16 protein-coding genes and 1 pseudogene are annotated in these 22226 nt (G+C 71.4%); 6 read left to right on the forward strand and 11 right to left on the reverse strand.

Going from position 1 to position 22226, the window contains the following annotated elements:
• Nucleotides 1-363: 363 nt before the first annotated feature.
• Nucleotides 364-741: a tetratricopeptide repeat protein gene (locus ABT001_RS24070; RefSeq protein ID WP_351281054.1), complete on the reverse strand. Its 378-nt coding sequence runs from the start codon at nt 739-741 to the stop codon at nt 364-366.
• 119 nt (nt 742-860) lie between these two features.
• Between ABT001_RS24070 and ABT001_RS24075 the strand changes: the two genes are divergently transcribed.
• Nucleotides 861-1826 carry a pirin family protein gene (locus ABT001_RS24075; RefSeq protein ID WP_351281057.1) on the forward strand — a complete coding sequence of 322 codons (966 nt, stop codon included), beginning with the start codon at nt 861-863 and terminating at the stop codon, nt 1824-1826.
• An 82-nt stretch (nt 1827-1908) separates the two neighbouring features.
• On the opposite strand, the gene ABT001_RS24080 is transcribed toward ABT001_RS24075, so the two are convergent.
• From ABT001_RS24080 to ABT001_RS24100, 5 genes and pseudogenes are all read right to left on the reverse strand, one after another.
• Entirely contained in the window at nt 1909-4839 is a 2931-nt protein-coding gene (locus ABT001_RS24080) for a hypothetical protein (protein ID WP_351281059.1), read from the reverse strand.
• A 2-nt stretch (nt 4840-4841) separates the two neighbouring features.
• A complete protein-coding gene (locus ABT001_RS24085) occupies nt 4842-6725 on the reverse strand; it encodes an HSP90 family protein (RefSeq protein WP_351281062.1) in 1884 nt (627 codons plus the stop codon).
• 56 nt (nt 6726-6781) lie between these two features.
• Nucleotides 6782-7768 (reverse strand): hypothetical protein, encoded by a 987-nt coding sequence (locus tag ABT001_RS24090; RefSeq protein ID WP_351281065.1) that lies wholly within the window; start codon nt 7766-7768, stop codon nt 6782-6784.
• A 100-nt stretch (nt 7769-7868) separates the two neighbouring features.
• A pseudogene (locus ABT001_RS24095) lies at nt 7869-8045 on the reverse strand (aldo/keto reductase); the annotation flags it as partial.
• Nucleotides 8046-8209: 164 nt separating this feature from the next.
• Complete coding sequence (locus ABT001_RS24100; RefSeq protein WP_351281068.1) at nt 8210-8623, reverse strand: MerR family transcriptional regulator; 414 nt, start codon at nt 8621-8623, stop codon at nt 8210-8212.
• Between the two features lie 419 nt (nt 8624-9042).
• Between ABT001_RS24100 and ABT001_RS24105 the strand changes: the two genes are divergently transcribed.
• Nucleotides 9043-10530: a SulP family inorganic anion transporter gene (locus ABT001_RS24105; RefSeq protein ID WP_502967515.1), complete on the forward strand. Its 1488-nt coding sequence runs from the start codon at nt 9043-9045 to the stop codon at nt 10528-10530.
• A gap of 218 nt (nt 10531-10748) precedes the next feature.
• Entirely contained in the window at nt 10749-11846 is a 1098-nt protein-coding gene (locus tag ABT001_RS24110; protein ID WP_351281073.1) for an AI-2E family transporter, read from the forward strand.
• A 97-nt stretch (nt 11847-11943) separates the two neighbouring features.
• Here the strand turns inward: ABT001_RS24110 and ABT001_RS24115 are convergent, their stop codons facing one another.
• The 5 genes from ABT001_RS24115 to ABT001_RS24135 all read right to left on the reverse strand — a co-directional run bounded on the left by ABT001_RS24115 (nt 11944) and on the right by ABT001_RS24135 (nt 18725).
• A complete protein-coding gene (locus tag ABT001_RS24115) occupies nt 11944-13821 on the reverse strand; it encodes a CocE/NonD family hydrolase (protein WP_351281076.1) in 1878 nt (625 codons plus the stop codon).
• A 272-nt stretch (nt 13822-14093) separates the two neighbouring features.
• A complete protein-coding gene (locus ABT001_RS24120; protein WP_351281079.1) occupies nt 14094-16160 on the reverse strand; it encodes an iron ABC transporter permease in 2067 nt (688 codons plus the stop codon).
• Nucleotides 16161-16166: 6 nt separating this feature from the next.
• Nucleotides 16167-17147: an ABC transporter substrate-binding protein gene (locus tag ABT001_RS24125; RefSeq protein ID WP_351281082.1), complete on the reverse strand. Its 981-nt coding sequence runs from the start codon at nt 17145-17147 to the stop codon at nt 16167-16169.
• Nucleotides 17144-18043 (reverse strand): ABC transporter ATP-binding protein, encoded by a 900-nt coding sequence (locus ABT001_RS24130; RefSeq protein WP_351281084.1) that lies wholly within the window; start codon nt 18041-18043, stop codon nt 17144-17146. The genes ABT001_RS24125 and ABT001_RS24130 overlap by 4 nt, the downstream gene beginning before the upstream one ends.
• A gap of 91 nt (nt 18044-18134) precedes the next feature.
• On the reverse strand, nt 18135-18725 hold the full coding sequence (locus ABT001_RS24135; RefSeq protein WP_351281087.1) for a TetR/AcrR family transcriptional regulator: 591 nt from the start codon (nt 18723-18725) through the stop codon (nt 18135-18137).
• A gap of 187 nt (nt 18726-18912) precedes the next feature.
• On the opposite strand from ABT001_RS24135, the gene ABT001_RS24140 reads away from it, so the two are divergent.
• The 3 genes from ABT001_RS24140 to ABT001_RS24150 all read left to right on the forward strand — a co-directional run bounded on the left by ABT001_RS24140 (nt 18913) and on the right by ABT001_RS24150 (nt 22208).
• Nucleotides 18913-19863 carry an alpha/beta hydrolase family protein gene (locus ABT001_RS24140; RefSeq protein WP_351281090.1) on the forward strand — a complete coding sequence of 317 codons (951 nt, stop codon included), beginning with the start codon at nt 18913-18915 and terminating at the stop codon, nt 19861-19863.
• Between the two features lie 219 nt (nt 19864-20082).
• The gene (locus ABT001_RS24145) at nt 20083-21141 is read left to right on the forward strand and encodes a FecCD family ABC transporter permease (RefSeq protein WP_351281093.1); all 1059 of its coding nucleotides are present in this window, start codon (nt 20083-20085) and stop codon (nt 21139-21141) included.
• Entirely contained in the window at nt 21138-22208 is a 1071-nt protein-coding gene (locus ABT001_RS24150) for a FecCD family ABC transporter permease (RefSeq protein WP_351281096.1), read from the forward strand. The genes ABT001_RS24145 and ABT001_RS24150 overlap by 4 nt, the downstream gene beginning before the upstream one ends.
• Nucleotides 22209-22226: the final 18 nt, after the last annotated feature.

The raw sequence follows: 22226 nt of genomic DNA on the forward strand, positions 1-22226 counted from the left end.
ACGTGCACACCGTCGGCAAACCCGGCCCCGCAAAGCGACGAACAAAGAAGTCAACGACCCCACGCCCACGCCGCACAGGTTAAAGATCAAGCTAGGGCGTGTTTCGGAAGTCCCGCCTGCCTGGCGGCGTCTGGCACGCACGCTCGCCGCGTTGTCGGGATCACTCCGATACATCCAGTATCGGGGCGACCCTCCGCCTTGCGATCGCACGCACCAGACGCCGCCAGGCCCGCCCTTCGGGCGGACGGCGCTACTTTCGCAACACCCCCTGGCGCACCGCTGTTCCACCGCACCGCGCGACGGTGGGCCGACGACGGGGTGGGCCGGGCGGTCGCCCGGCCCACCCGTCTCCTGGTGTGCGTGTCACCCCTCGCTCTGCGGCTCCCGCGCCGGAAGCTCGGGCCCGAGGTCCTCGGTCATCGCCTGAGCCATCCGCAGGTGCGTGGCCGCCTCCGTGTGCCGGCCCTGGCGTTCGAGGGTGCGTCCGAGCATCAGCCGCGCGTAGTCCTCGACCGGGTCGCGCTCCAGGACCTCGCGCAGCTCCGTCTCGGCCTTGGCCAGCCGGGCCGAGTGGTAGTAGGCGCGCGCCAGCAGCAGTCGCGGTGCCACCTGCTCCGGCACCTCCTGCACCAGCCCGCCGAGGATCCGCGCCGCGGTCAGGTACTCCTTCGCCTCGAAGAAGAGCTGTGCCCGGTCCCAGCGGTCCGCGGGTGTACCGAACTCGTAGTAGGTGTCGTTCACTTCTCCTCCTCGGCCGGAATGCTTCAGGCGCGTCAACACGCCCATGTTGTTGAATATTCCACTAAATCTTCGGCGTGGGGACCGGCGCCCATGACAGGGAGAGGAATAGGTTGTGCGCCATGAGCAATCTCGATCGCCAGGCCGCTCTCTCCGTCTGCGGAGGACGCGGTTTCGTTGTCGCCGAACCCGTACGTGAGCTCCTCACTCCGCGCCGGGTTCAGCTCGGCGAATCCACCGAGGTGCGCAGACTGCTGCCCAACCTGGGGCGTCGTATGGTCGGCGCCTGGGCGTTCGTGGACCACTACGGGCCCGACGACATCGCCGACGAACCGGGGATGCAGGTGCCTCCTCACCCTCATATGGGCCTGCAGACGGTCAGTTGGCTGCACGACGGTGAGGTCCTGCACCGCGACAGCCTGGGCAGCCTCCAGCAGATCAAGCCCCGCGAGCTCGGCCTGATGACATCCGGCAGAGCCATCAGTCACTCCGAGGAGAGCCCGCGGCCACACGCCCGGCTCCTGCACGGCGCCCAGCTCTGGGTGGCCCTGCCCGATGCCGACCGGCATGTCGAGCCGCACTTCCAGCACCATACCGACCTGCCCACCGTCACGGCCCCGGGCCTGACCTGCACCGTGATTCTGGGGGAGCTCGACGGGGTCACGTCGCCCGGAAAGGCCTACACGCCGATCGTCGGAGCTGACCTCACCCTGACCGCCGGCGCCGAGGCCCGCCTGCCGCTGGAGGCCGACTTCGAGTACGCGGTGCTCGCGATGTCCGGCGAGGCCGAGGTCGACGGGGTCCCCGTCATGCCCGGGTCGATGCTCTACCTGGGCTGCGGCCGCACCGAACTGCCGCTGCGCGCGGCCTCCGACGCCGGACTGATGCTCCTGGGCGGCGAGCCGTTCGCGGAGGAGATCGTGATGTGGTGGAACTTCGTGGCCAGAACCCAGGACGAGATCACGCAGGCCCGCGAGGACTGGATGAAGGGCGATCGGTTCGGCGCCGTACGTGGCTACGACGGTGCGCCGCTCCCTGCTCCCGCGTTGCCCCCAGTACCTCTGAAGGCTCGGGGGAGACAGCGCTGACCTGGACGTTTGCCGGCACGGGACGGCGCCGGGGCGGGTGCCCCGGCGCCGATCCGGCACCGTGCCGCCAGGGTGCCCTCCGTCACTCCTGGTCGCGCAGCCGGGCGGCCAGGGAGGTCAGCGGCTCGGCCAGCTCCGTGTGCCCGAGTGCGCCCAGCCGGGCGACCGCCGCGTCGAGGCGGACCAGGGCGGGGGCGGTGCGCTTCAGATAGACGCCTTCCACCGCGCCGGCGAAACGGACGCACTCGGCCCACTCTCCGGCCTGGTCCACGTCCGGTCCCGGCTCGCCGACCAGGGCGAGAGCCTTCTCCAGGGCGGCGAGAGCGTCCTCGTGGGCGCCGGCGTAGGCGTTGACCCGCCCGTGTTCGTAGGCCAGCGCGCCGTCCAGGGAGCGGCCGTGCGCCTCGTGGCCGGCGGCACGCGCCTCGTCGGCGATCCCGCTCGCCTCGGCGAGGCGGGCGAGGGCACCGGTCAGGCCGTCGGGGCCCTGCTGCTGGGCCTGGAGGCGGGCGAGCTCCCGAAGGCAGCGGCTGAGCTGCTCGTAGCGCGGGGCACGGGCGTGGGCTGCGAGCGCTCGGCCCATGGCCTCACCCGCCCGCTCGAACTCTCCCGATTCGCCGAGGAGTACGGCCGTCTCCGCGGCGATCATGGCGTGGCTTCCGGGGTCGTCGTCCCAGCCGGCCGATTCGGCGGCGAGTGCGACGAACTCCGCCACGGCCGCCTTGAGGTCCTCCCCGGCGTGCAGGGCGCGGGCGCGGGTCAGGCGCAACTGCGCCAGGAGCCGGTCGTCCAGTTCGCCGGACGTGGCGTCCGGTTCGGCCAGGAGGGAGTCCAGCAGGGCGATGCAGTCCTCGACGCGGCCCAGGTCGAGGCTGAGCTGGGCCGCGTTGCTGTAGGTGCAGAACGCGTCGATGCGGCTGCCGTGGCGCAGGTCGAGCTCAGCGGAGCGTGTCAGGTGCCGCAGTGCCTCGTCGGGGCGGCCCAGGTACATGGTCGCCTGGGCCAGGTCGGAGTGGAGGCGGGCGGCGTCGACCGCGTCGGCCGGCCACGCGGCGGCGAGCCGCAGCCCTTCGGTGAGGTCCGCGTGCGCCGCCTGGGCGTCCTGCAGGCCGAGCTGCAGCCGGCCCCGCAGGCCGAGGGCGCGGGGCAGGTGCCACTCGGGGCCGTGTGCCTCCAGCCGCTCGCGGAGCGCGTCGATCTCGGTGATCGCGGCCGGCAGGTCCCCGGAGACGGCGTGGGCGCTGGCCCGCAGCAGGTGGGCGCCGGAGATCTGGCTCAGGACGTCGTGGCGGGTGGCGAAGGCGTGCAGCAGCTCCACCTCGGCGAAGGCCGGTGCGATGTGCTCCTCGCTGCCGGTCGTCTGCAGGCGCAGGCCGAGTGCGGACGCCCGGAGCCGCAGCAGGCGGCCCTCCTGGTAGGGGGCGAGGCCGGACGCCTTCTCGTGCAGCTGCACCACGGACGTGTGCGCCGCGGTCAGCGCGGCGGCCTTGGCCTCGGCCGTGTCCTCGCCTTCGGTGGGTATCCGGGCGGCGGCGAGCAGGGCGCAGGCATGGGCGACCACCGCGTGGCCGGGCGTCTCGGCGTCCTCGTAGAGGCCGGCGGCCTCCTCGTAGAGTGCGGCCGCGTCGGCGTACTCCTCCTTCTCGCCGGACCGGCCCGCCTCCTCGGCCAGCAGGTCCGCGCGTAGCCGGACCGGCGGACCGGCGGTGGGATCGTCGGGGTGGGAGTAGTCGCGGGCGGTGACCAGGGTGCGCAGCCGCGCCCAGCAGGCCCCCGCGTCCGGGTGCCCCTGTTCGTCCAGTGCCCTGGCCCGGGAGATGAGTTCGGACAACGACTCAGGGACGACGCCGGCCTCACGGCCGGCGGCCGGGGCCGCCGGGGCCATGTCGTCGAGGCTGCGGGGGCGCAGGGTCAGCTCCAGCGCCTCCAGGAGCGGGGCCCGCTCGAGTCGGGTCCTGCGGCGGCCGGCGTGGGCCGTGGTGCCGTTGCGGGTGTCGAAGCGGGCGGCGAGGTCGTCGGCGCGGCCCCGCACCTCGGCACGCAGGCCGGCCACCGTCCAGGCGCGGCCCGCGTACCCGGCGGCGGGCAGCTCGCCGTGGCCGAGGGACTCGACGCGGGCGAGGAGGACCTCGACCCCGGTGAGGAAGTCGAGCAGGTCCAGCGGCGAGTCCACCTCGTCGAGCAGGTTCCGGTTCTCGGCGAGCAGTTCCAGACCGCGGGCCTCGTTGCCGGTCAGCGCGCAGAACTCCAGGTGGCGGCCGACCTCCCCGGACATCGAGGGGTTGCGGCGGCAGCTCCGGTAGCCGGAGAGGTGCAGTACGCGTGCCCGGTCGGCGTGCCCGGTGCGCAGCAAGGGCAGCAGGGCGTAGGAGAGGGAGCGGTCCGGTTCCTCCTGGCAGGACTCCTTGCCGTCGAGTACGGGTTCCCAGGCTCGCAGCGCCCGTTCGTCGTCGCCCGCCCTGAGGTGGTGGAGGGCGCGCTCGCAGATCTCGCAGGCCTCGCAGTCGCTGAGCCGGGTCCGGGTGCGGGCCGCCCACAGCTCGTAGGCGAGGCCGGTGCCCTCTCCGATGTGGGCGGCGAGCTGGTACGCCTGCCCGTAGTAGGGCTGGAGGCCGAGCCCGGCCGTGGTGTATCGCTCGCGCATCTCCGTGAGCCACTGGTGCAGGGCGGTCAGAGGCATCTCGGGCAGTGCGCGCAAGGCGTTGGCCACCCACTTGAACCGCCAGAACAGCAGGTGGCGCAGGCGCTCGTCGAAGACGTCGGGCTGCTCGTCGAAGAGGGTGAGCAGGCGGGCGAAGACGACGGGCGACTTGCGGGGTTCGGAGCCGTAGGTGTACGACTCCTGGAGTTCGAAGAGCGCGTGGACGAGTGGGACGGGCTCCTCGAACTGTTCGGCCGCGGCGACGAGTTCCTCGGCGGTGACGGTGCGGGTGCGGCCGTAGGGGCGCCGGTCGTTCTCCTGCAGCGCCCGGTACAGCTCGTCGGTGCTCTGGGGGTGGGGTGCGGTGGTCATCGTCAGCTGTCCTTGCGGAGGGCGTGGGCGAGAAGGTCGAGGAACGAGCGGTTGATGAGGCTCGATTCGGCGGGCCTGAGCGGGCGCCGGGACAGCAGGGCGGCCTGCCCGTAGAGGGCTTCGGCACTGGTGCGTGCCAGTTCGGGCTCGTCGATGGCGACGGCGGTCCGGACCAGCGGGTTGAGCTGGTTGAGGATCAGCTGGGCGCGGGGGGCCTCCTGGCGCAGGGCACCGAGGATGTCACCCCACAGGCCGCCTTCCTGCTCCCGGGCGAGCTGTGAGCGGGTGCGCTCGTGCCGGGCCTCACGGCTGTCCACGAGGAGCGCGGGCGCGGAGGCCGGCTGGAAGGCGCGCAGCGCGACGTCGCAGTCGAAGACGGCGAGGGCGTCGCGGGCCCGGGCGAGGTAGGCGCCGGCGGCCAGTTCGACCTCGCGGTCGACGGGGTCGAGGTGGGCGGTGAGAGTCGCCGGGTCGAGGTCGTCGACCACGGCCTCGGGCCGGATCTCGGGCAGTCGGTGGACCAGTTCGCGGTCGTAGGTGTAGCCGCCGTTGACGACGCCGAGGCCGGCGGCCGAGGCGATCGCCGCGACCTGCCGGAACTCCTCCACGCTCGACGTGACGAGCACCGTGCGGTGGCTGCGGGCGAATGAGTCGAGGGTGGTGTGCCCGTCGGTGGTCTCGAACGGCAGCCAGGGCAGCAGCATCCGAAGGATCTCGTCGTCGTGCACCGCGAGCGACTTCACGGCCAGGTGGTGGGCCTGGAGGAAGCGGCTGAGCAGGTCCGGGTCGCTGGCGGCGGCTCGGGCGATCCACGCGCGGAGCCGGTCGGCGAGGGCGTCGCGGACGGCGGCGAGGGTGTCGTCCTCGTACAAGGACTCGCGGGACGCCGTCGGGCGCAGGCTCTCGGCGTCCACGACGCAACGGACGAAGAACGCCCACTCGGGCAGGATCTCTTCGGCCTGCTCCGAGAGCAGCATGCCCTTGATGTGTACGCGGTGTCCGTGTCGGCGTCCGGCGGGCACCGTCTCGGGCAGCACGCACGCGATGCCCTTCAGGCCGACCGCCGGGAGGTCGAGGTCGATGGTGTCCAGCGGCTCGAACCCGAAGACCTCCTGGCCGTACGCGGCCAGTGCGCGGGAGCGGGTGCCCGGCGTGGGGTACGAACGAACCCAGGGCGCCGGCTCGGGGTTGACGGACACACCCGCGCCGAAGGCTCCGTCGGTGAAGGTCACGGGGTGGCGCAGCAGGGATCCGTAGTGCTGGGCGAGCGCGTGGACCCGCGCCGGCTCGGTCCACTCGCCCGCGTCGGCACGCGGTGTCAGCGTGACGGTGGTGCCGGGGCCGGGGTGCGCGGAGGCGGGCAGGGTGCGGACGGTGTAGCTGCCGTCGCCCCGGCCCCGCCACTCCACGGCGGGCGCGCCCGGGGTGCGGGCGGAGCGGCTCACGACGTGGATCTCGTCCGCGACCAGGAAGCAGGAGAGCAGGCCGATCCCGAACTGGCCGATGAAGTCGCCGCGCTGGTCGGTGACGCTTCCCCAGCCCGGGACGGGTTCGGCCGACGGGGCTGCCGTGGCCCGCTTGCTGCTGCGGCCGATCGTGGCGAGGAAGGTGTGCACGTCGGCTTCGGTGAGGCCGACGCCGTCGTCCTCGACGCGTACGAGGGAGCCGTCGGCGTACAGGCGGATGCCGAAGGCGTCGGCGGGGGAGTCCGGTTCGAGGCCGTGTCGGGCGGTCAGCGCGTCCACGGCGTTCTGCAGGAGTTCACGGAGGTAGACGCGGGGGCTGGAGTAGAGGTGGTGGGAGAGGAGATCGACGAGACCGCGCAGGTCCACCTGGAAGGTGCGGTCGGCGCCGGCCGGGTTCGAGGCGGTGTCGGGCAGAGTCATGGGGCAGTCCGGGGTGGGAGGGGCGACGGGTGGGCAGAGCCGGGACCGGCGCGCGCTCAGGCGCGACGGTGGTGACGGGCGAACTGCTCCTCGGGTTCCGCGAAGTAGGTCCAGGGCCAGGTGGTGTAGGCGCCGTCGAGCACCTGGAAGACACGGCGGACCGTGTGCCGCTCACCGGCCAGGGACAGGGCCATGGCGAAGGTGTTGAAGTCGCTCTGCCAGCCCAGGCGCCGGACGTAGGCGGGATGCAGAACGCTGTGGTCGGCCGCGTCACGCAACTCTTCCCGGATCTCGGGAGTTTCGAGGCAGCTCTGGTCGTCGGACTCGACCCATTCCTCGATGTGAGCCATGGCGATCACGCAACCGAGCCCGTGTCCCTGCGGGGCTCGGGCGAACGCGTCACGGGCGAACGCCAGGGCCTGGCCGGGCTCGCCGCCCCAGCGGGGCTGTGACTGCGAGATCCAGGCGGTGTGGGTCTCCAGGTCCAGCGGGTCACGGCGCAGCGCGGCGTCGAGTCGGGTCTCGTTGATGCTGCGGTCCAGTGACATCCCCATGCCCGAGGTGAGGAGTTGGCGCCACGGTGTGACCCATTCGGGGCGCAACTCGGCGGCTTCGAGCAACTGGTCCTCGGCGATGTGGAGCCGCTCGTGGAACACGCGCCACTGCTCCTGGGTGACGTTCACGGCCCGCGCGGCGGTTCGGGCCTCCCAGCCCCAGCGGATGTGGCGCGCGCCGGAGATGAGCAGGGCCGTCGCCCGGTGCTCCTCGTCCTCCTCGACGGCCCGGCCGATCCAGTCCTGCACACCGTCCAGATCGGCGAGTTCACCGAGGACGCGGTGCTCGCGACCGAGATCGAAGGGGGCCAGCGCCGCCTTCACGTCTTCCCACTCGCCCGCGTCGGCCGCCTCCACGAGCGTGAGCACCCGCCTGTCGCCGAGGGCGCGCAGGTTGTACATCCCGTTCCTCTGCCTGCGCGGGACGGGAAGGGCGTGCGGATCCTCCGCCGGTCTGTCCTCGCCCCTGCCGAACAGCTTGCCGAACATGTCGCGCCCTCCCCTGGTCCCGCGTGATCTTCGCGTGCAGCATAAGCGGACCCACCGACATGAATTCCACAGGGTATTCACTGAAACTCCATGACTTCGGTTCGGTGGCGCCGCCGATGCCGCTGGGGTCGGCCAGGAAGGTGCAGCAGTTCGCGGTGTCGAGCCGGACACCGCCGCCGGCGACGAGAGCATCGAGGATCGCGACGGCCTGGTCGGTGTCGACGCGGGTGCCGAAGTCCGTGGTGCCCAGGACGACTTGGGGGTCGGTGTTCGTCATGCCCTCCATACCCGGACCTGGAGCGCGCGCCAGGTCAGGTGCGGACGGCGAGCAGTTCGCGACCCGGATCCCGGGTCATGGCCGCCCGTGTTCCGGCGGCCCGGCGCCCCGCATGCTTCGGGTACGGGACGGGCGGCGGGTGCGCGCTCCGGTGACCCGCACCGTCAGGACCGGGCGGTGGACCCGTCCGGGTCCAGGCGGGCGCCCAGGGTGGCGGCGAACTCCTCGGCTCGGGCCAGCTGGACCCGTAGCTTCTCCACCTGCTCGACCGCAGCCCGCTCGTAGAGGCGCACCCGCGCCACCAGCGCCTCTCGCTCGCCGGTATCGGGCACGCCGCCGGCGTCGAGACGGTCGGTGGCGTCCAGCAGGTCGCCCATCTGTTCCAGGGTGAAGCCGAGGGGCTTCATGCGGCGGATGACCATGAGCCGGGAGACGTCGGTCTCGGTGTAGAGGCGGAATCCGCCCTGGGAGCGGGCCGATGGGATGACCAGGCCCGATTCCTCGTAGTGACGGATGGTGCGCAAGGACAGTTCGGTCCGTGCTGCGACTTCGCCGATCTGCATGTGTTTGTGGTCCACGCCCTTGGCCCCGGTCCTTCTCGTCGTGTCGGTCCGCGTTCCGTGCGACGCACCGAAGTCAACTCTAACGTTAGGGTAGAGTTGTCGTGGCGAGGGTGGCCCGGCTGTCCCGTCACCTGCCTTCCGGGGCCGATGGTGTTCCCGGGCAAGATCCGAGCCCTGCGGGAGAGAGCGGTGCGTGTGCCCGTGACGTCGACCGCCACCGTCTGCCCGCCGTGACCCTCCGCGACCGGACCTGAGCCGCCGGGCCATGAGCCCGCGCCTGGCCCCCGCACTGATCTTCCTTCCCGACTTCCCGGCCCGCCCCGCAGGCCGTCCGCGGGGTGCCGGCCCGGTCCCTGCGCGCTTCCGCACGCCCTTGCCTGTCGGCGGGCCGTGCCCGAGTACGACAGGTTCCCGCTTCCTTGTCTTCTTCCGTTGTGACCCCCGCTGCGCGGCTGCGTGGACTGCGTCCGGACTGGCTGGGCGACCCCAAGATCTGGCGCACCGAGATCCTGGCAGGCCTGGTCGTCGGTCTCGCCCTGATCCCCGAGGCGATCTCGTTCTCGATCATCGCCGGGGTGGACCCGGCCATCGGACTGTTCGCGTCGTTCACCATGGCCGTCGTCATCTCGGTCGTCGGCGGACGGCGGGCGATGATCTCCGCCGCCACCGGCGCCGTCGCCCTCGTCATCGCCCCCCTGAACCGCGAGCACGGCCTGGGATACATGATCTCCGCCGTCATCCTGGCCGGGATCATCCAGATCGCCCTCGGCGCGCTCGGGGTGGCGAAGCTGATGCGGTTCATCCCGCGCTCGGTGATGGTCGGCTTCGTCAACGCACTGGCGATCCTGGTCTTCATGGCCCAGGTGCCCGAGGTGCGCGACGTGCCGTGGGCGGTGTACCCGCTGCTCATCGGCGGGCTCGCGCTGATGGTGTTCTTCCCGAAGGTCACCCGGGCGATCCCGGCGCCGCTGGTCTCCATCGTCATCCTCACCGTCATCACGGTCGCGGCCGGTATCGCCGTGCCGACGGTGGGTGACAAGGGCGAGCTGCCCTCCTCCCTTCCGGTGCCCGGTCTGCCGGACGTGCCGTTCACCATGGACACCTTGACGACGATCGCCCCGTACGCCTTCGCGATGGCACTGGTCGGTCTCATGGAGTCGCTGATGACCGCGAAGCTGGTCGACGACATCACCGACACCCACTCCTCCAAGACCCGCGAATCCGTCGGCCAGGGCATCGCCAACATCGTCACCGGCTTCTTCGGCGGCATGGGCGGCTGCGCCATGATCGGCCAGACGATGATCAACGTGAAGGTGTCCGGTGCCCGCACCCGGCTCTCCACGTTCCTCGCCGGTGCCTTCCTGATGGTGCTGTGCATCGTCTTCGGACCCGTCGTCTCCGACATCCCGATGGCCGCCCTGGTGGCCGTGATGGTGATGGTCTCGTTCGCGACGTTCGACTGGCACTCCATCGCACCGAAGACCCTCGGGCGGATGCCCGCCGGTGAGATCGCGGTCATGCTCATCACCGTGGTCGTGGTGGTGGCCACCGAGAACCTCGCCGTCGGCGTCGTCGTCGGATCCGTCACCGCGATGGTCGTCTTCGCCAGGCGCGTCGCCCACCTCGCCCGTGTCACGTCCGTCACCGACCCCGACGGAACGGTCGTGGTGTACTCCGTGACCGGCGAGCTGTTCTTCGCCTCCTCCAACGACCTCGTGGGCCGGTTCGACTACGCCGACGACCCGGACAAGGTCGTCATCGACCTCTCAGCCGCCCACATCTGGGACGCCTCCTCGGTGGCCGCACTCGACGCCATCGAGACCAAGTACGCCCAGCGCGGCAAGTCCGTCGAGATCACCGGGCTGAACGAGCCGAGCGCCGGCCTCCACGCCAAGCTCACCGGCGAACTCACCGGTCACTGAACCGCCGGACCGCCGTGCGTCCCGGATCCGCGACCGCGACGCCCTCGTCCCCGCGCGTGACGGGCACCGAGACCGGGCCGTCGGCCGTGATGCCCGCAGTGGGCACAACCGTCGCCCCGGATCGCCTCCGCGCCACGCGGAGAGGACGGACCCGGATCAGCTCCCCGGCGTGAGGGCCGTGGGCCGGTTCCGGGTCCGTCGCCCCATAGGGTGACTCCATGTCTGTCACGCTGAGTTCCACCAAGACCCGCGCCGCCCTGCGCGCATCGGCGCGCGTATCGGGCGAGTTGATCCTGGTCCTTGTCATGACCGCGTTGGCAATGTGGGTGCTGGGGCGCATGTGGTCGGTCGTCTGGCCGCTCATAGTGGGCTTGTTGCTCACCACTCTGACGTGGCCCGTGACGCGGTTCCTGCGCCGCCGCGGATTGCCTCCGGCACTCGCGGCCTCGCTGGTGACCGTGCTGTTCCTCCTGGTCGCGGGTGGAGTCGTGGCACTGATCGCGGTTCCGGTGGCCTCCCAGTCCGGGGAGTTGGCCGACGGCGTGGTCGAAGGGATCCAGCGGGTGCGTGAGTGGGCCTCCGGACCCCCGCTCAACATCGGTGACGATCAGATCAGCAGTGCGTTCGACACCGCGACCGCCCGCATCCAGGACAGTCTCGGCAGCATGGTGACGACGGTCGTCACCGGGGTGGGCACGGTGGTCAACGGCGTGGTCACCGCCGTCCTGGCGGTCTTCCTGATGTTCTTCATGCTCAAGGACGGCCCCAAGTTCCTGCCGTGGCTCGCACGTCAGCTGCCCGGCCGGTTCGCCAACGACGTTCCTGCCGTGGCGTCGCGCGCTTGGGACACCCTGGGCGGGTTCGTGCGCTCCCAGGCCTACGTCGGCCTCCTCGACGCCGTCCTCATCGGCATCGGCCTGTGGATCGTGGGCGTACCCCTGGTGCTCCCGCTGGCGGTGCTGACCTTCGTGGCGGCGTTCGTGCCGATCGTCGGAGCGCTGTTCGCCGGCTTCGTCGCCGTGCTCATCGCCCTCGTGTCGAACGGGCCGACCGACGCGCTGATCGTGCTGGCGATCATCATCGGGGTGCAGCAGCTCGAGGGCAACGTGTTCCAGCCCATGATCCAGAGCCGCGGACTCGGACTGCACGCCGCGGTGATCCTGCTGGCGGTGACGTTGGGCGGCAGCCTGGCGGGCATCGTGGGCAGCCTCCTCGCCGTGCCCGTCGCCGCGCTGATCGCGGTGGTCTGGAACTACCTGCGGGAACAGCTCAGCGAGGTGCGGCAGGAGCCGGAGACGGACGGCTCGGCTCGATAACGCAGCCCCGAGCCGTTCCGGTGACCGGAAAGGGCCGGCGCCGGCCGACGGTCCCGGGAAGTCCGGGAGCCTCGGAGCCGGGCGCCGGCCCAGGTGATCAGAAGCGGCCGCCGGGGAGCACCGTGAACGTGGCGGGACCGGCCGGCAGGTCCACCGTGTACTGGCGCAGGTAGGTGTCCAGGTACGGGGAGCGGGCGCCTCCGGTCGCGATGTCGTCGGCAGGGTCGTCGAGGTCCAGCCGGAGCCGAGCCTTCTCGACCTCGACGGTCTCGCCGGAAGGCGTGTCCCGCCACGATCCGGTCCGGATGGTCCCGATCTCCACCGCCAGGACGTGCCCGGCCGCCAGGGTCCAGTCCGTGGCCTTGAGGTCGACCGTCAGTCCGCCCGTGCTGAGCAGCGACACCTGCTCGTCGAACATGACGGCGGTGCCGTCCGGGGCGACGTCGTACAGCTTGAGCATGACGTTGCCCCTGCCCTCGGCGGTCAGGGAGATCCGGGGAGTCCCCGTGATCCGCACGGTCTTCCTGAGCGGTTCGGACCACACGAAGAAGCTCGACGTGACCGCGCCGGACTCCTGCAGCAGGGCCTGCCCTTCGGCCAGTCCCTCCGGTGCCGCCCGGTCGGTCGCCGGGGCGTTCTCCATGTCCCACTCGCCCGAGGGCTCCTCGCGGTCGCGCGGGTCCGGCAGGCCGGACGTGGGCAGGGCGGCAAGGGTGGAGAGGCCGCCGTCGTCCACGTACGATCCGCTGCCGAGAGGGAGCGTGACGGAACGTTCCACCACCGGCCACGTCTTCTGGGCCCGCCAGGCGCCGGTGGAGTCCTCGACGGAGTAGGCCGGGTAGCGGACCGCGGGCCGGACGCCCTTGAGGTACTGGTCGTAGAAGGAGAGGGTCTCGTCGTACCAGCCCTCACGCCCCATGGACAGGCGTCCGTCGCTGGTGCGGTCCCCGCCCCGGACGTGTTCCCACTGACCGACCCAGCCACGCTCGGGGCCCCTGTGGTTGTCCAGGTACTCCTGCATCTCCTCGGGCTTCGTGTTGTTCTCGATGAAGCCCTGCGTCACGAAGAGCGGGGTGTCGGTGCCCCTGGCGGCCTTCGCCATGTCGCGGGAGGTCCAGAACTCGTCGTCCTGGTCCGCGATCCGGTAACCGGCCGCATTCCGCGTCAGGCACTCCGGATGGGTCTCCTCGTAACGGGAGTTGGCCAGATAGCGCGGGTCGTCGTCCGGCAACTGGTCGAGTGTGGCGATGGAGTTGTAGGCCTGGGCGGTGCCGGTGACGTTCGGACGCGGTACCCCGTTGGAGTAGATGTACTGGTACATGTCCCAGACGGGCTCCTGGGCGACGACGGCCTTGAGCGCGCGTTGGTCCAGGTTGTTGCCGATGAGACCCGTCAGCGCGTCGTAGGACTTGCCGTACAGGCCCACCGAGCCCGTGGACCAGGGCTGCTCCGAGGCCCAGTCGATCGCGGCCTCCACATCCGCCTGCTCGCCGGGGCCGCCCCAGTCGAGGCAGCCGGTGGAGCCGCCGAAGCCGCGCAGATCCACCATGACGAAGGCGTAGCCCTCGTCGAACAGGTCGGTGCCCTCGACGAAGTCCTGGAAACGGTCGGACGGACCGGTATGCGTCCAGCCCTCCGCGCCCGACTGGCCGGAGTGCCCGAAGTACGGGCCGACCGACAGGATGACGGGCACCTTCGCCCTCTTCGGCAGCCCCTCGGGCAGCAGCACGTCCGCGTGCAGTTCGGTGCCGGACCGGTCCGACGACGGGAAGTAGTGCTGTGTCCAGAGGGAACCCTCCGGGACGCGGTCGTTCTGCTCGTGGGTGACGGGGGTGGTCGCGGTGGCGACCGCTCCGGTGCGGCCCTGCGTGGCAGCGGGCCCGGAGGCGGCAGCGGGCCCGGCGGACATGCCGGTCGCGGCGAGGGCGGTGACGAGGGCCGAGGCGGCCCATCTGGCTGTGCGACGTGCTCTCACATGCTTCTCCCGGCTGGGTGGATACGGGGTTTCGCAGTGGTGCAGGCCGAGCAGCGGCCCTCGGTCCGCCCCGAGGGGCGTGAGAGTGGTCGCGCACATCCGCGGAGCTGGATCACTGTCGCGGACGCGCACCGGAGCCGACGGCGGAGGAGTCTATGATCACTCCGCGCAGGCTTCAACACGCAGGTGTGTCCCGCGTGTTACCGATACGAGCGACGGGGACGACGCACGCGCGGGCTCCGGCCGTCCGACCGGAGCCCGCCCGCCGCGTCTCAGCGCCGGGTGCGGACCAGCAGGTACACGAAGTACGGCGCACCGATGACGGCCGTCATCAGACCGGCGCCGAGCTGGGCCGGGGCGATCACCGTGCGTCCCACCAGGTCCGCGAGGCAGACCAGGACGGCCCCGAGCAGCAGCGCGACCGGGACCACCCGTGCATGACGTCTGCCGACCAGTGCGCGGGCCGCGTGCGGGGCGACCAGTCCGACGAACGCGATCGTGCCCGCGGCGGCGACCGCCGTGGCACTGAGCAGGACGGCCACCACGAGGAAGCCGAGGCGTGCCCGGGGGAGCCCGAGGCCGAGGAGGCGCGGGGTGTCCTCGTCGAGCGCGACGAGGTCCAGTTCCCGTCGGCTGACCACCGCCACGACGATGCCGACGCCGAGCGCCAGGGCCACCGGCAGCGAATCGGGCACGGTGCGCCCGTACGTCGACCCTGACAGCCAGGTGAGGGCCTTCGTCGAGTCGAAGGGATCGCTGAGCACGATGACCAGGCTGATCAGCGCCGCGGCGGCGGAGGACACGCCCATTCCGAGCAGGACCAGCCGGTTCTGCCGGAAACCGCCCCGGGCCGCCAGCCCGAAGACGATCGCCGCGGCGACGGCCGCCCCGCCGAACGCCGCGCCCGCCACCTCCCACGAGCCGGCGGACTGCGCGGTGGTGACCAGCAGGACGGCGCCGAGCCCGGCGCCTCCGGAGACTCCCAGCACGCCCGGTTCCGCGAGCGGGTTACGGGTCACGGCCTGCACCAGGGTGCCGGACAGGGCGAGCGCGGCACCCGCGAGGAGTGCTGCGGAAACCCGGGGCACCCGGGTGTCGAGGACGAACGTGACGACCCGCCCGGCCCTGCCCTGCGCCCAGTTCATGACGTCGCCGAGCAACAGCTTCGCGTCGCCGATGAGCACCGCGGTGAACAGCAGGCCCACGAGGACGAGTACGAGCGCCACCACGGTGACGAGGAACGCCGTCCGCCCGGGTATCCGCAGCCGGTCCGGGGCCTCCGCCGAGGCCGTGTCACGGGTACGGAGCGCCATGACGACGAGGAACACCCCGCCGACGACGGTGGTGACGACGCCGGTCGGCACCTCCACGGCGGTGTCGGCGGGCACGACCGCCCGCAGGAGCACGTCCGAGGCGAGCACGAGAGCCGCTCCCACGAGTCCTGCCACGGGCATGCTCACCCGTGAGCGGACGAGCCCACGGAACCGGCGTGCCAGCGGCCGGACGAGCGCGGGCGCGCAGAGGCCGACGAAACCGATCGGGCCGGCGACCGTGACGGCCGCCGCCGAGAGCAGGGTGGCGAGTACGACCGCGGTGACCCGGGTCCCACGGACCGGCACACCCAGTCCCCGGGCTGCGTCGTCACCCAGGGCCAGGGCGTCGACCCGCCGGGCGACGAGCAGCAGCCCGATGATGCCCAGGGCGATGACCGGCGCCATCTGTCGGACTCCGTCGAAGCCGTTCTGCCCGACGCTTCCCTGGTTCCACTGGTAGAGACCCTCGGTCTCCTGGGGGAACAGCAGGAGCAGCGCCTCGGTCACCGCGTTGAGGCCCAGCATGAGGGCGGTGCCGGCGAGCACCAGACGGACACTGCCCTTGCCGAGCCCGGACACCCTGAGCACGAGCGCCGCGGCGGCGAGTCCGCCGATGAAGGCGGCGCCGGACGAGGCCAGGAGCGGGAGGGTGGTGCCGGTGACGGCGAGCACGCCGAGAGCGAGGTAGGAGCCGGCGTTGACGGCCAGGGTGTCCGGTGAGGCGAGGACGTTCCGGCTGATCGCCTGGAGGGCGGAGCCGGCCATGCCGAGGGCCAGCCCGACGAGCACGGCGGCGGCCATCCTCGGCAACCGGGAGGCGATGACGACGGAGGCGTCCCCCGCCCCGGCGTTCCCGGTGAGCGCGTCCCAGACCTCCGACGCGCCGACGTCGGCCGTGCCCTGCGTGATGTCGACGGCGGCGAGGACCGCGACCAGCAGCACGAGCGCGGCCGTCACGGCGACCGCGCCCGTCGTGGCCGCGGCGGTGCGGTCACGGCCGACCGCGGTCTTGTCGATGACGGCCACGGTGCGCTACTTCGTCAGGGCGTCGACGAGGGAGTCGGCGTACGCCTCCATGGATCGCGGACCACCGAACATCCAGACGCCGTCGGGCAGCCGGTGCACGTTGCCGTCCTTCACGAAGGGCAGCGACTTCCACACGGCGTTCTTCGCGAGGTTCCCGGTGAACGGGTCGCCGTCGATGTCGTTCACGATGTACGGGAACTGGACGTCGCCGAGACCGGTGAGTCCTTCGACGTCGGTGGTGGCGAGGCCGTAGCTCTTGTCACCCTCCACGGTCCAGGCGTTCTTCAGGCCGAGCTGCTCGTTGACGGCGCCGAGGAGGGAACCGCCGGTGAAGGCGCGGACCGAGACCTGGTTCGACGCGACGTACCCGTCGGCGGTGGCGATCTCGGCGCCGCCGAGTCCGGCGTCCGCGAGGGCCTTCTTGCCGTCGGCGAGGGTCTTCTCGAACTCCTTCTTGACGGTGTCGGCCTTGTCCTCCTTGCCGGTGGCCTTCGCGATGAGGTCGAGGCCGTCCGTCATGGTGCCGATCTGGTCGGCCGCGTCGGCGGAGCTGATCTCCAGCACGGGGGCAACCTTGCGGAGCTGCTTCACCACCGCCGGGGCGAGGTCGCTCGTGGCGACGACGAGGTCGGGCGCCAGAGCCGCGACGGTGTCGATGCTCGGTTCGCCGCGGGTGCCGATGTCCTTGGGGCTGCCGGTGAGCGGAGCCGCGGTGTTCCACGTGGTGTAGCCCTTGATGTCCGCGACGCCCACGGGGTCCACGCCGAGTGCGACGAGGTCCTCGACCACGTTCCACTCGGTGGCGACGACCTTCGTGGCGGGGCCGTCGAGGGTCACCTTCGTGCCCTTGGCATCGGTGAGGGTGATCTTCCCGGCGGGCTTGCCGGCGGCCGCGGTGTCGTCGGTGGACGGCTCGGTGGTCCCACAGGCGGCCAGGGACAGGGCGGCGACGGCGACGGTGGCCGAAGCGAGGAAGTGGCGTCTCATGAGGAGGTGCTGAGCCTTTCGGATCTGGAGTGGTGGCGGCCCATCGCGCGGGTGCGCAGCCGGCCGGTCGAAGGGTCGGAGTCCACGTCGATACGGATCCCGTAGACGTCCGACAGAAGTTCCGGGGTGAAGACGGCCTCGGGTGTGCCGTCGGCGACGATGCGGCCCGCGTGCAACAGCGCGACGCGGTCGGCGACGGCCGCGGCCTGGTCGAGATCGTGGAGGACGACGCCCACGGCGATGCCCTGGTCGTCGGCGAGGTCGCGCATCAGGTCGAGGAGTTCGACCTGGTAGCGGAGGTCGAGATAGGTGGTGGGCTCGTCCAGGAGCAGGACGCCTGTCTCCTGTGCGAGACAGCTCGCGAGCCACACGCGCTGGAGCTGTCCGCCGGAGAGCTGTTCCACGCCCCGCCCGGCGAGTTCCGCCACGCCGGTGAGTCCGAGCGCCCGGTCCACCGCCGCGGTGCCGCGGGGATCCGGACGGCCCCAGCGGCCCCGGTGGGGGTAGCGGCCGAAGTCGACCACGTCCCGGACGGTGAGCCCGCCCGGCGTCGAACGGGACTGTGTCAGGAGGGCGACATGACGCGCGAAGTCGCGGGCGTTGAGCGCGAAGCCGTCCGTGGCGCCGTCCGCGCCCGTGTCGACCGTGAGCGAGCCGGTGCGCGCGGGCTGCAGCCGGGCGAGCGTGCGCAACAGGGTCGACTTCCCACTGCCGTTGGGACCGATGAGGGCGGTCACCTCGGCGGGCCGCAGGCTGATGGCCGCGTCGTGCACGACATCGACCCGGCCGTACGCCACGGTCACCCCGGTGGCGGACAGACCGTGGCCGGGCGGACCCGGCACGGTGGTGGACACAGGGGTGTCCACAGCAGGGGAAGTGCTCTCACCAGCTCTCATGGCTATTAGGTTAGCCTGCCCTTATGCCGTTTGTGGACGGGGGTGCTCCGTTATGGGAGCGCACTCCGGGGGGAGTGAGCGGCCCTCCGTGTCAGTTCGTCCGCCGGAGTCCCGCGATCAGGAGCCCGACCATTTCGCGCGCGTCGTAGCGGGGGTTGTTGCCGGCGCCGGCGCAGAGGCCGCCGACGCCCCGCATGAGTGCGTAGGCGTCCATACCCGGACGGATCTCATGCGAAGCGGCGGCGGCGTCGAGCAGTTGGGTGCACACGGGCACGAGCCGCTCGACGAAGTAGGAGTGCAGGGGGTCGAAACAGGGGTCGTCCGACTGCAGTACGGAGGCGAGTCCCTGCTTCGTGACCACGAAATCCACGAAGTGGCCGATCCACCGCCCCAGGGCGTCGTACGGACTCACGTCGGTGGCCAGGAGGGCCGGGCCGCTCCCGGCGAGTTCCTCGACCTGGTGCCGGTAGACGGCGACGATCAGATCGGCCCGTGTCGGGAAATGACGGTAGATCGTCGCCGTCCCCACTCCTGCCGCGGCCGCGATGTCGCGCATCGGTGCCTCGACGCCCGAGGTGACGAAGACCGAGGCGGCCGCGTCGAGCAGGACCCCCGCGTTGCGTCGCGCGTCCGCCCGTTTCGGCCTGGGTGCGCTGCTCGCGCCTCGCTCGCTGCCGCTCACTGTTCTGTCTCCTCCGCTGCGCGCCGGCTAAACGGGGCGCTGTCCCGTATGTTCGATCCGGGACGCTGTCCCGCTTGTCATCATGGCAGACCGGGGCGGCAGTCGGCCGCATCCGGTCCGCGCGCCGTACGGGGTCGGACCTCGCGCCCGGTGCGGCAGGCGCGAAGAACTCGAAGGAAGACCTTTCATGAGCGCATCAGACATGGCCTCCCCGGCCGCAGCCGTCGGGGCGTCCACCCCCGTCGTATCGGTGAAGCCGGTGGTGCTGGAAGCACCGGGCCGCGGCGAGGATCTGCACGTGCGCGTCTCGGCGCCGGCGACCGGCGGCGATCTGCCGATCATCCTCTTCGCGCACGGCTACGGGTCGTCCTACGACGGCTACGGACCCCTGGCCGACTTCTGGGCCTCGCACGGCTTCGTCGTGATCCAGCCGACCCATCTCGACTCCAGGACGGTGGGCCTCGCCCCGGATGATCCCCGTACCCCTCGGACCTGGCGATTCCGCGTCGAGGACATGAAGCTCGTCCTCGACCGACTGGATGTTCTGGAGGCCTCCGTTCCCGGTCTCGGCGGCCGGCTCGACCGCAGTCGCATCGCCGCCGCGGGCCACTCCTTCGGCGGCCAGACGGCGGGCAACCTGCTGGGCCTGCGCGTGCGCGATCCGCTGAGCGGAAAGGAGGAGGACCTGTCCGATCCGCGGATCAGGGCGGGCGTGCTGCTCGCCACCGCGGGGAAGGGCGGTGCTGATCTGACCCCGTTCGCGGCCGAGCACTTCCCCTTCATGAATCCGGACTTCGCGCACATGAGCACCCCGGCCCTCGTCGTCGTGGGGGACCAGGACGACTCGCCACTGTCCGTCAGGAGGCCGGAATGGCTTGCCGACCCGTACTTCCTGAGCCCTGGTGACAAGAGTCTGCTCACCGTGTTCGGGGCGGAACACTCGCTCGGCGGGATCCCCGGCTACGAGGTGAAGGAGACGACGGACGAGAATCCCGGACGCGTCTCCCTGATCCAGCGGGCCACGTGGGCCTACCTCCGCCATGCGCTCGACATCGAGCACACGAGCTGGGCCGCCGTCCGCGAGGCGCTTTCGGAGAGCGCCGCCCCCGCGGGCCGGATCGAGTCCAAGTCCTCCTGAGGGGAGGCGGATCCGCCGTACCGCGTGGCGGGGCGTCACGGCGGCACGCCGGAAGGCGCTGACGTCGTGACGCTGCCTATCGACACCTCGGGGAGGGGAGCTTAGGCTGACCTAAGCAACATCGGGTCACTCCATCGGCGTGCCCGCGTTCCGAGTCAGGGGCGCAGGGGCCAACTACCCATGATCCGACCGCAGATCAAAGGGATATCGTACGTCGACATGAGCGCGACTGCAGTGGAGCGTCCCGTGTCCAGGGGTGCGACCGAAGGCCGCCGCGGACGCGGTGCGGGCTTGTGCGTGCTGGTGGCGGTGCTCGTGATCGGGGCGGCCGTTTCCCTGGCCGTCGGCGCGCGTGCGTTGAGCCCCGCGGAGGTGTGGCACGGACTGTTCGCTGCGCCGGACGGCGACCAGCGCCTCACCGAGATCCGGCTCATCGTGCGGACGGTACGGGTGCCCCGGACCGTGCTCGCGGTGATCGCGGGCGTCGCCCTGGGGATCGGTGGGGCGTTGATCCAGGGCTACACACGGAACCCGGTCGCGGACACCGGGCTGCTGGGTGTGAACTCCGGTGCCTCGTTCGCCGTGGTGACCGTCATCGCACTGTTCGGCTTCGAGGACCCGCTCCAGTACGTCTGGTTCGCCTTCCTGGGGGCGGCGGTCTCCGGTGTCGTCGTGTTCGGGCTGTCGAGCATCGGAAGGGGGGCCGGCAATCCGCTGACCCTCGCCCTGGCGGGCCAGGGCGTCACGGTCTTCCTCGCGGCCATGACCACGGCGGTGGCGCTGTCCGACCTGAAGTCACTGAACGCGCTGCGGTTCTGGAACGCGGGGTCGGTCGCCGGGGTCGGCTTCGACGTCATCTGGCCGGTGAGCGCGTTCATCGCCGTCGGCGCGGTGCTGGCACTGACCACGCTGCCCTCCCTCAACCTGCTCAACCTGGGGGACGACGTGGCACGGGGGTTGGGTGTCAACATCGCGCTGAGCCGGACGGTCGGCATCGTCGCCATCACCCTGCTCGCGGGGGCGGCGACCGCGGCATGCGGCCCCATCGCGTTCCTCGGGCTGATGGTCGCCCACGTGGCCCGGTACCTGACCGGCCCGGACTACCGCTGGCTCGTGCCGTACGCGGGCCTCCTCGGCGCCGCCGTCCTTCTGCTCTGCGACATCGTGGGGCGTCTGGTGGTGCGGCCGGGAGAGTTGGACGCCGGTGTCGTCGTCGCTCTTCTCGGCGCCCCGTTCTTCGCGGTTCTCGTGTGGAGAGGAAAGTTCAGGAGCGCATGAACGGGACCACAGTGGTGAAGAGGCCGGTGGTGCCCGGTGTGCGCGTCGGCCGGGTGTCGTTCGTCTGGCGGCCCTGGATCGTCTCCGTGACGTCGCTCCTGGCGGCAGCCGTCTTCCTGGTGTTCTGTCTGTCCATCGGGGTCGGGGACTTCCCCATCGGTCTGTCCCGGGTGATCGCCACGCTGCTGGGCCGGGGCGAGCAGGTCGAGGAGTTCGTGATCATGGATCTGCGGATGCCGCGTGCGCTTGCCGGACTTCTGGTGGGGATCGCGCTGGGGGTGTCCGGGGCGATCACCCAGTCCATCGCCCGTAATCCGCTGGCCAGCCCGGACATCCTGGGGATCACCGGTGGCGCCAGTGCCGTCGCGGTGTTCCTGGTGACGGCGTCGGGCGGGACGGCCGCCGCGGTCGTCGGCACCGTGGGTCTCTCCGCCGCCGCGCTCGCGGGCGGCCTCGGGACCGGGCTGCTGGTGTACTTCCTCGCGTGGCGGCGCGGGATCGACGGCTTCCGGCTCATCCTCATCGGCATCTCGGTGACCGCCGTGACGGAAGCGGTCACCACCTTGCTCCTGACCTCGGCCGACATCAGGGACGTGGCCCGCTCACAGGCGTGGCTGGTCGGCTCGCTGGACAACAGGTCGTGGGACGAGGTCGGCGTGGTGTTCTGGTGCACGCTCGTCCTCATGGTGGTCGTGGCGGGCGCCGCGTTCCAGTTCAAGCCGCTGCATCTCGGCGACGAGGTGGCGGCGGGGCTCGGGGTCCGCTTCTCGAGGGTGCGGGCGGTCCTGCTGTTGTGTGCGGTCCTGCTGGCAGCGGCGGCGGTGAGCGCGGCGGGCCCGGTCCCGTTCGTGGCGCTGGTGGCCCCCCAGGTGGCGATGCGCCTGGCCCGGTGCCCGACGCCGCCCCTGGTGGCTTCCGGCCTGGTGGGCGCTCTGCTGCTGATCGGCGCGGACCTGACCGCCCGGTCGGCCCTCCCGATCACGCTTCCGGTCGGCGTGGTCACCGCCGCGATCGGCGGCCCGTTCCTGGTGTACCTGCTGGTGCGGGCGAACATCAGGAACAGTTGACGAACAAGACCGTACGGA

The sequence above is a fragment of the Streptomyces sp. NPDC002793 genome, from assembly GCF_040295485.1.
GTDB lineage: Bacteria > Actinomycetota > Actinomycetes > Streptomycetales > Streptomycetaceae > Streptomyces.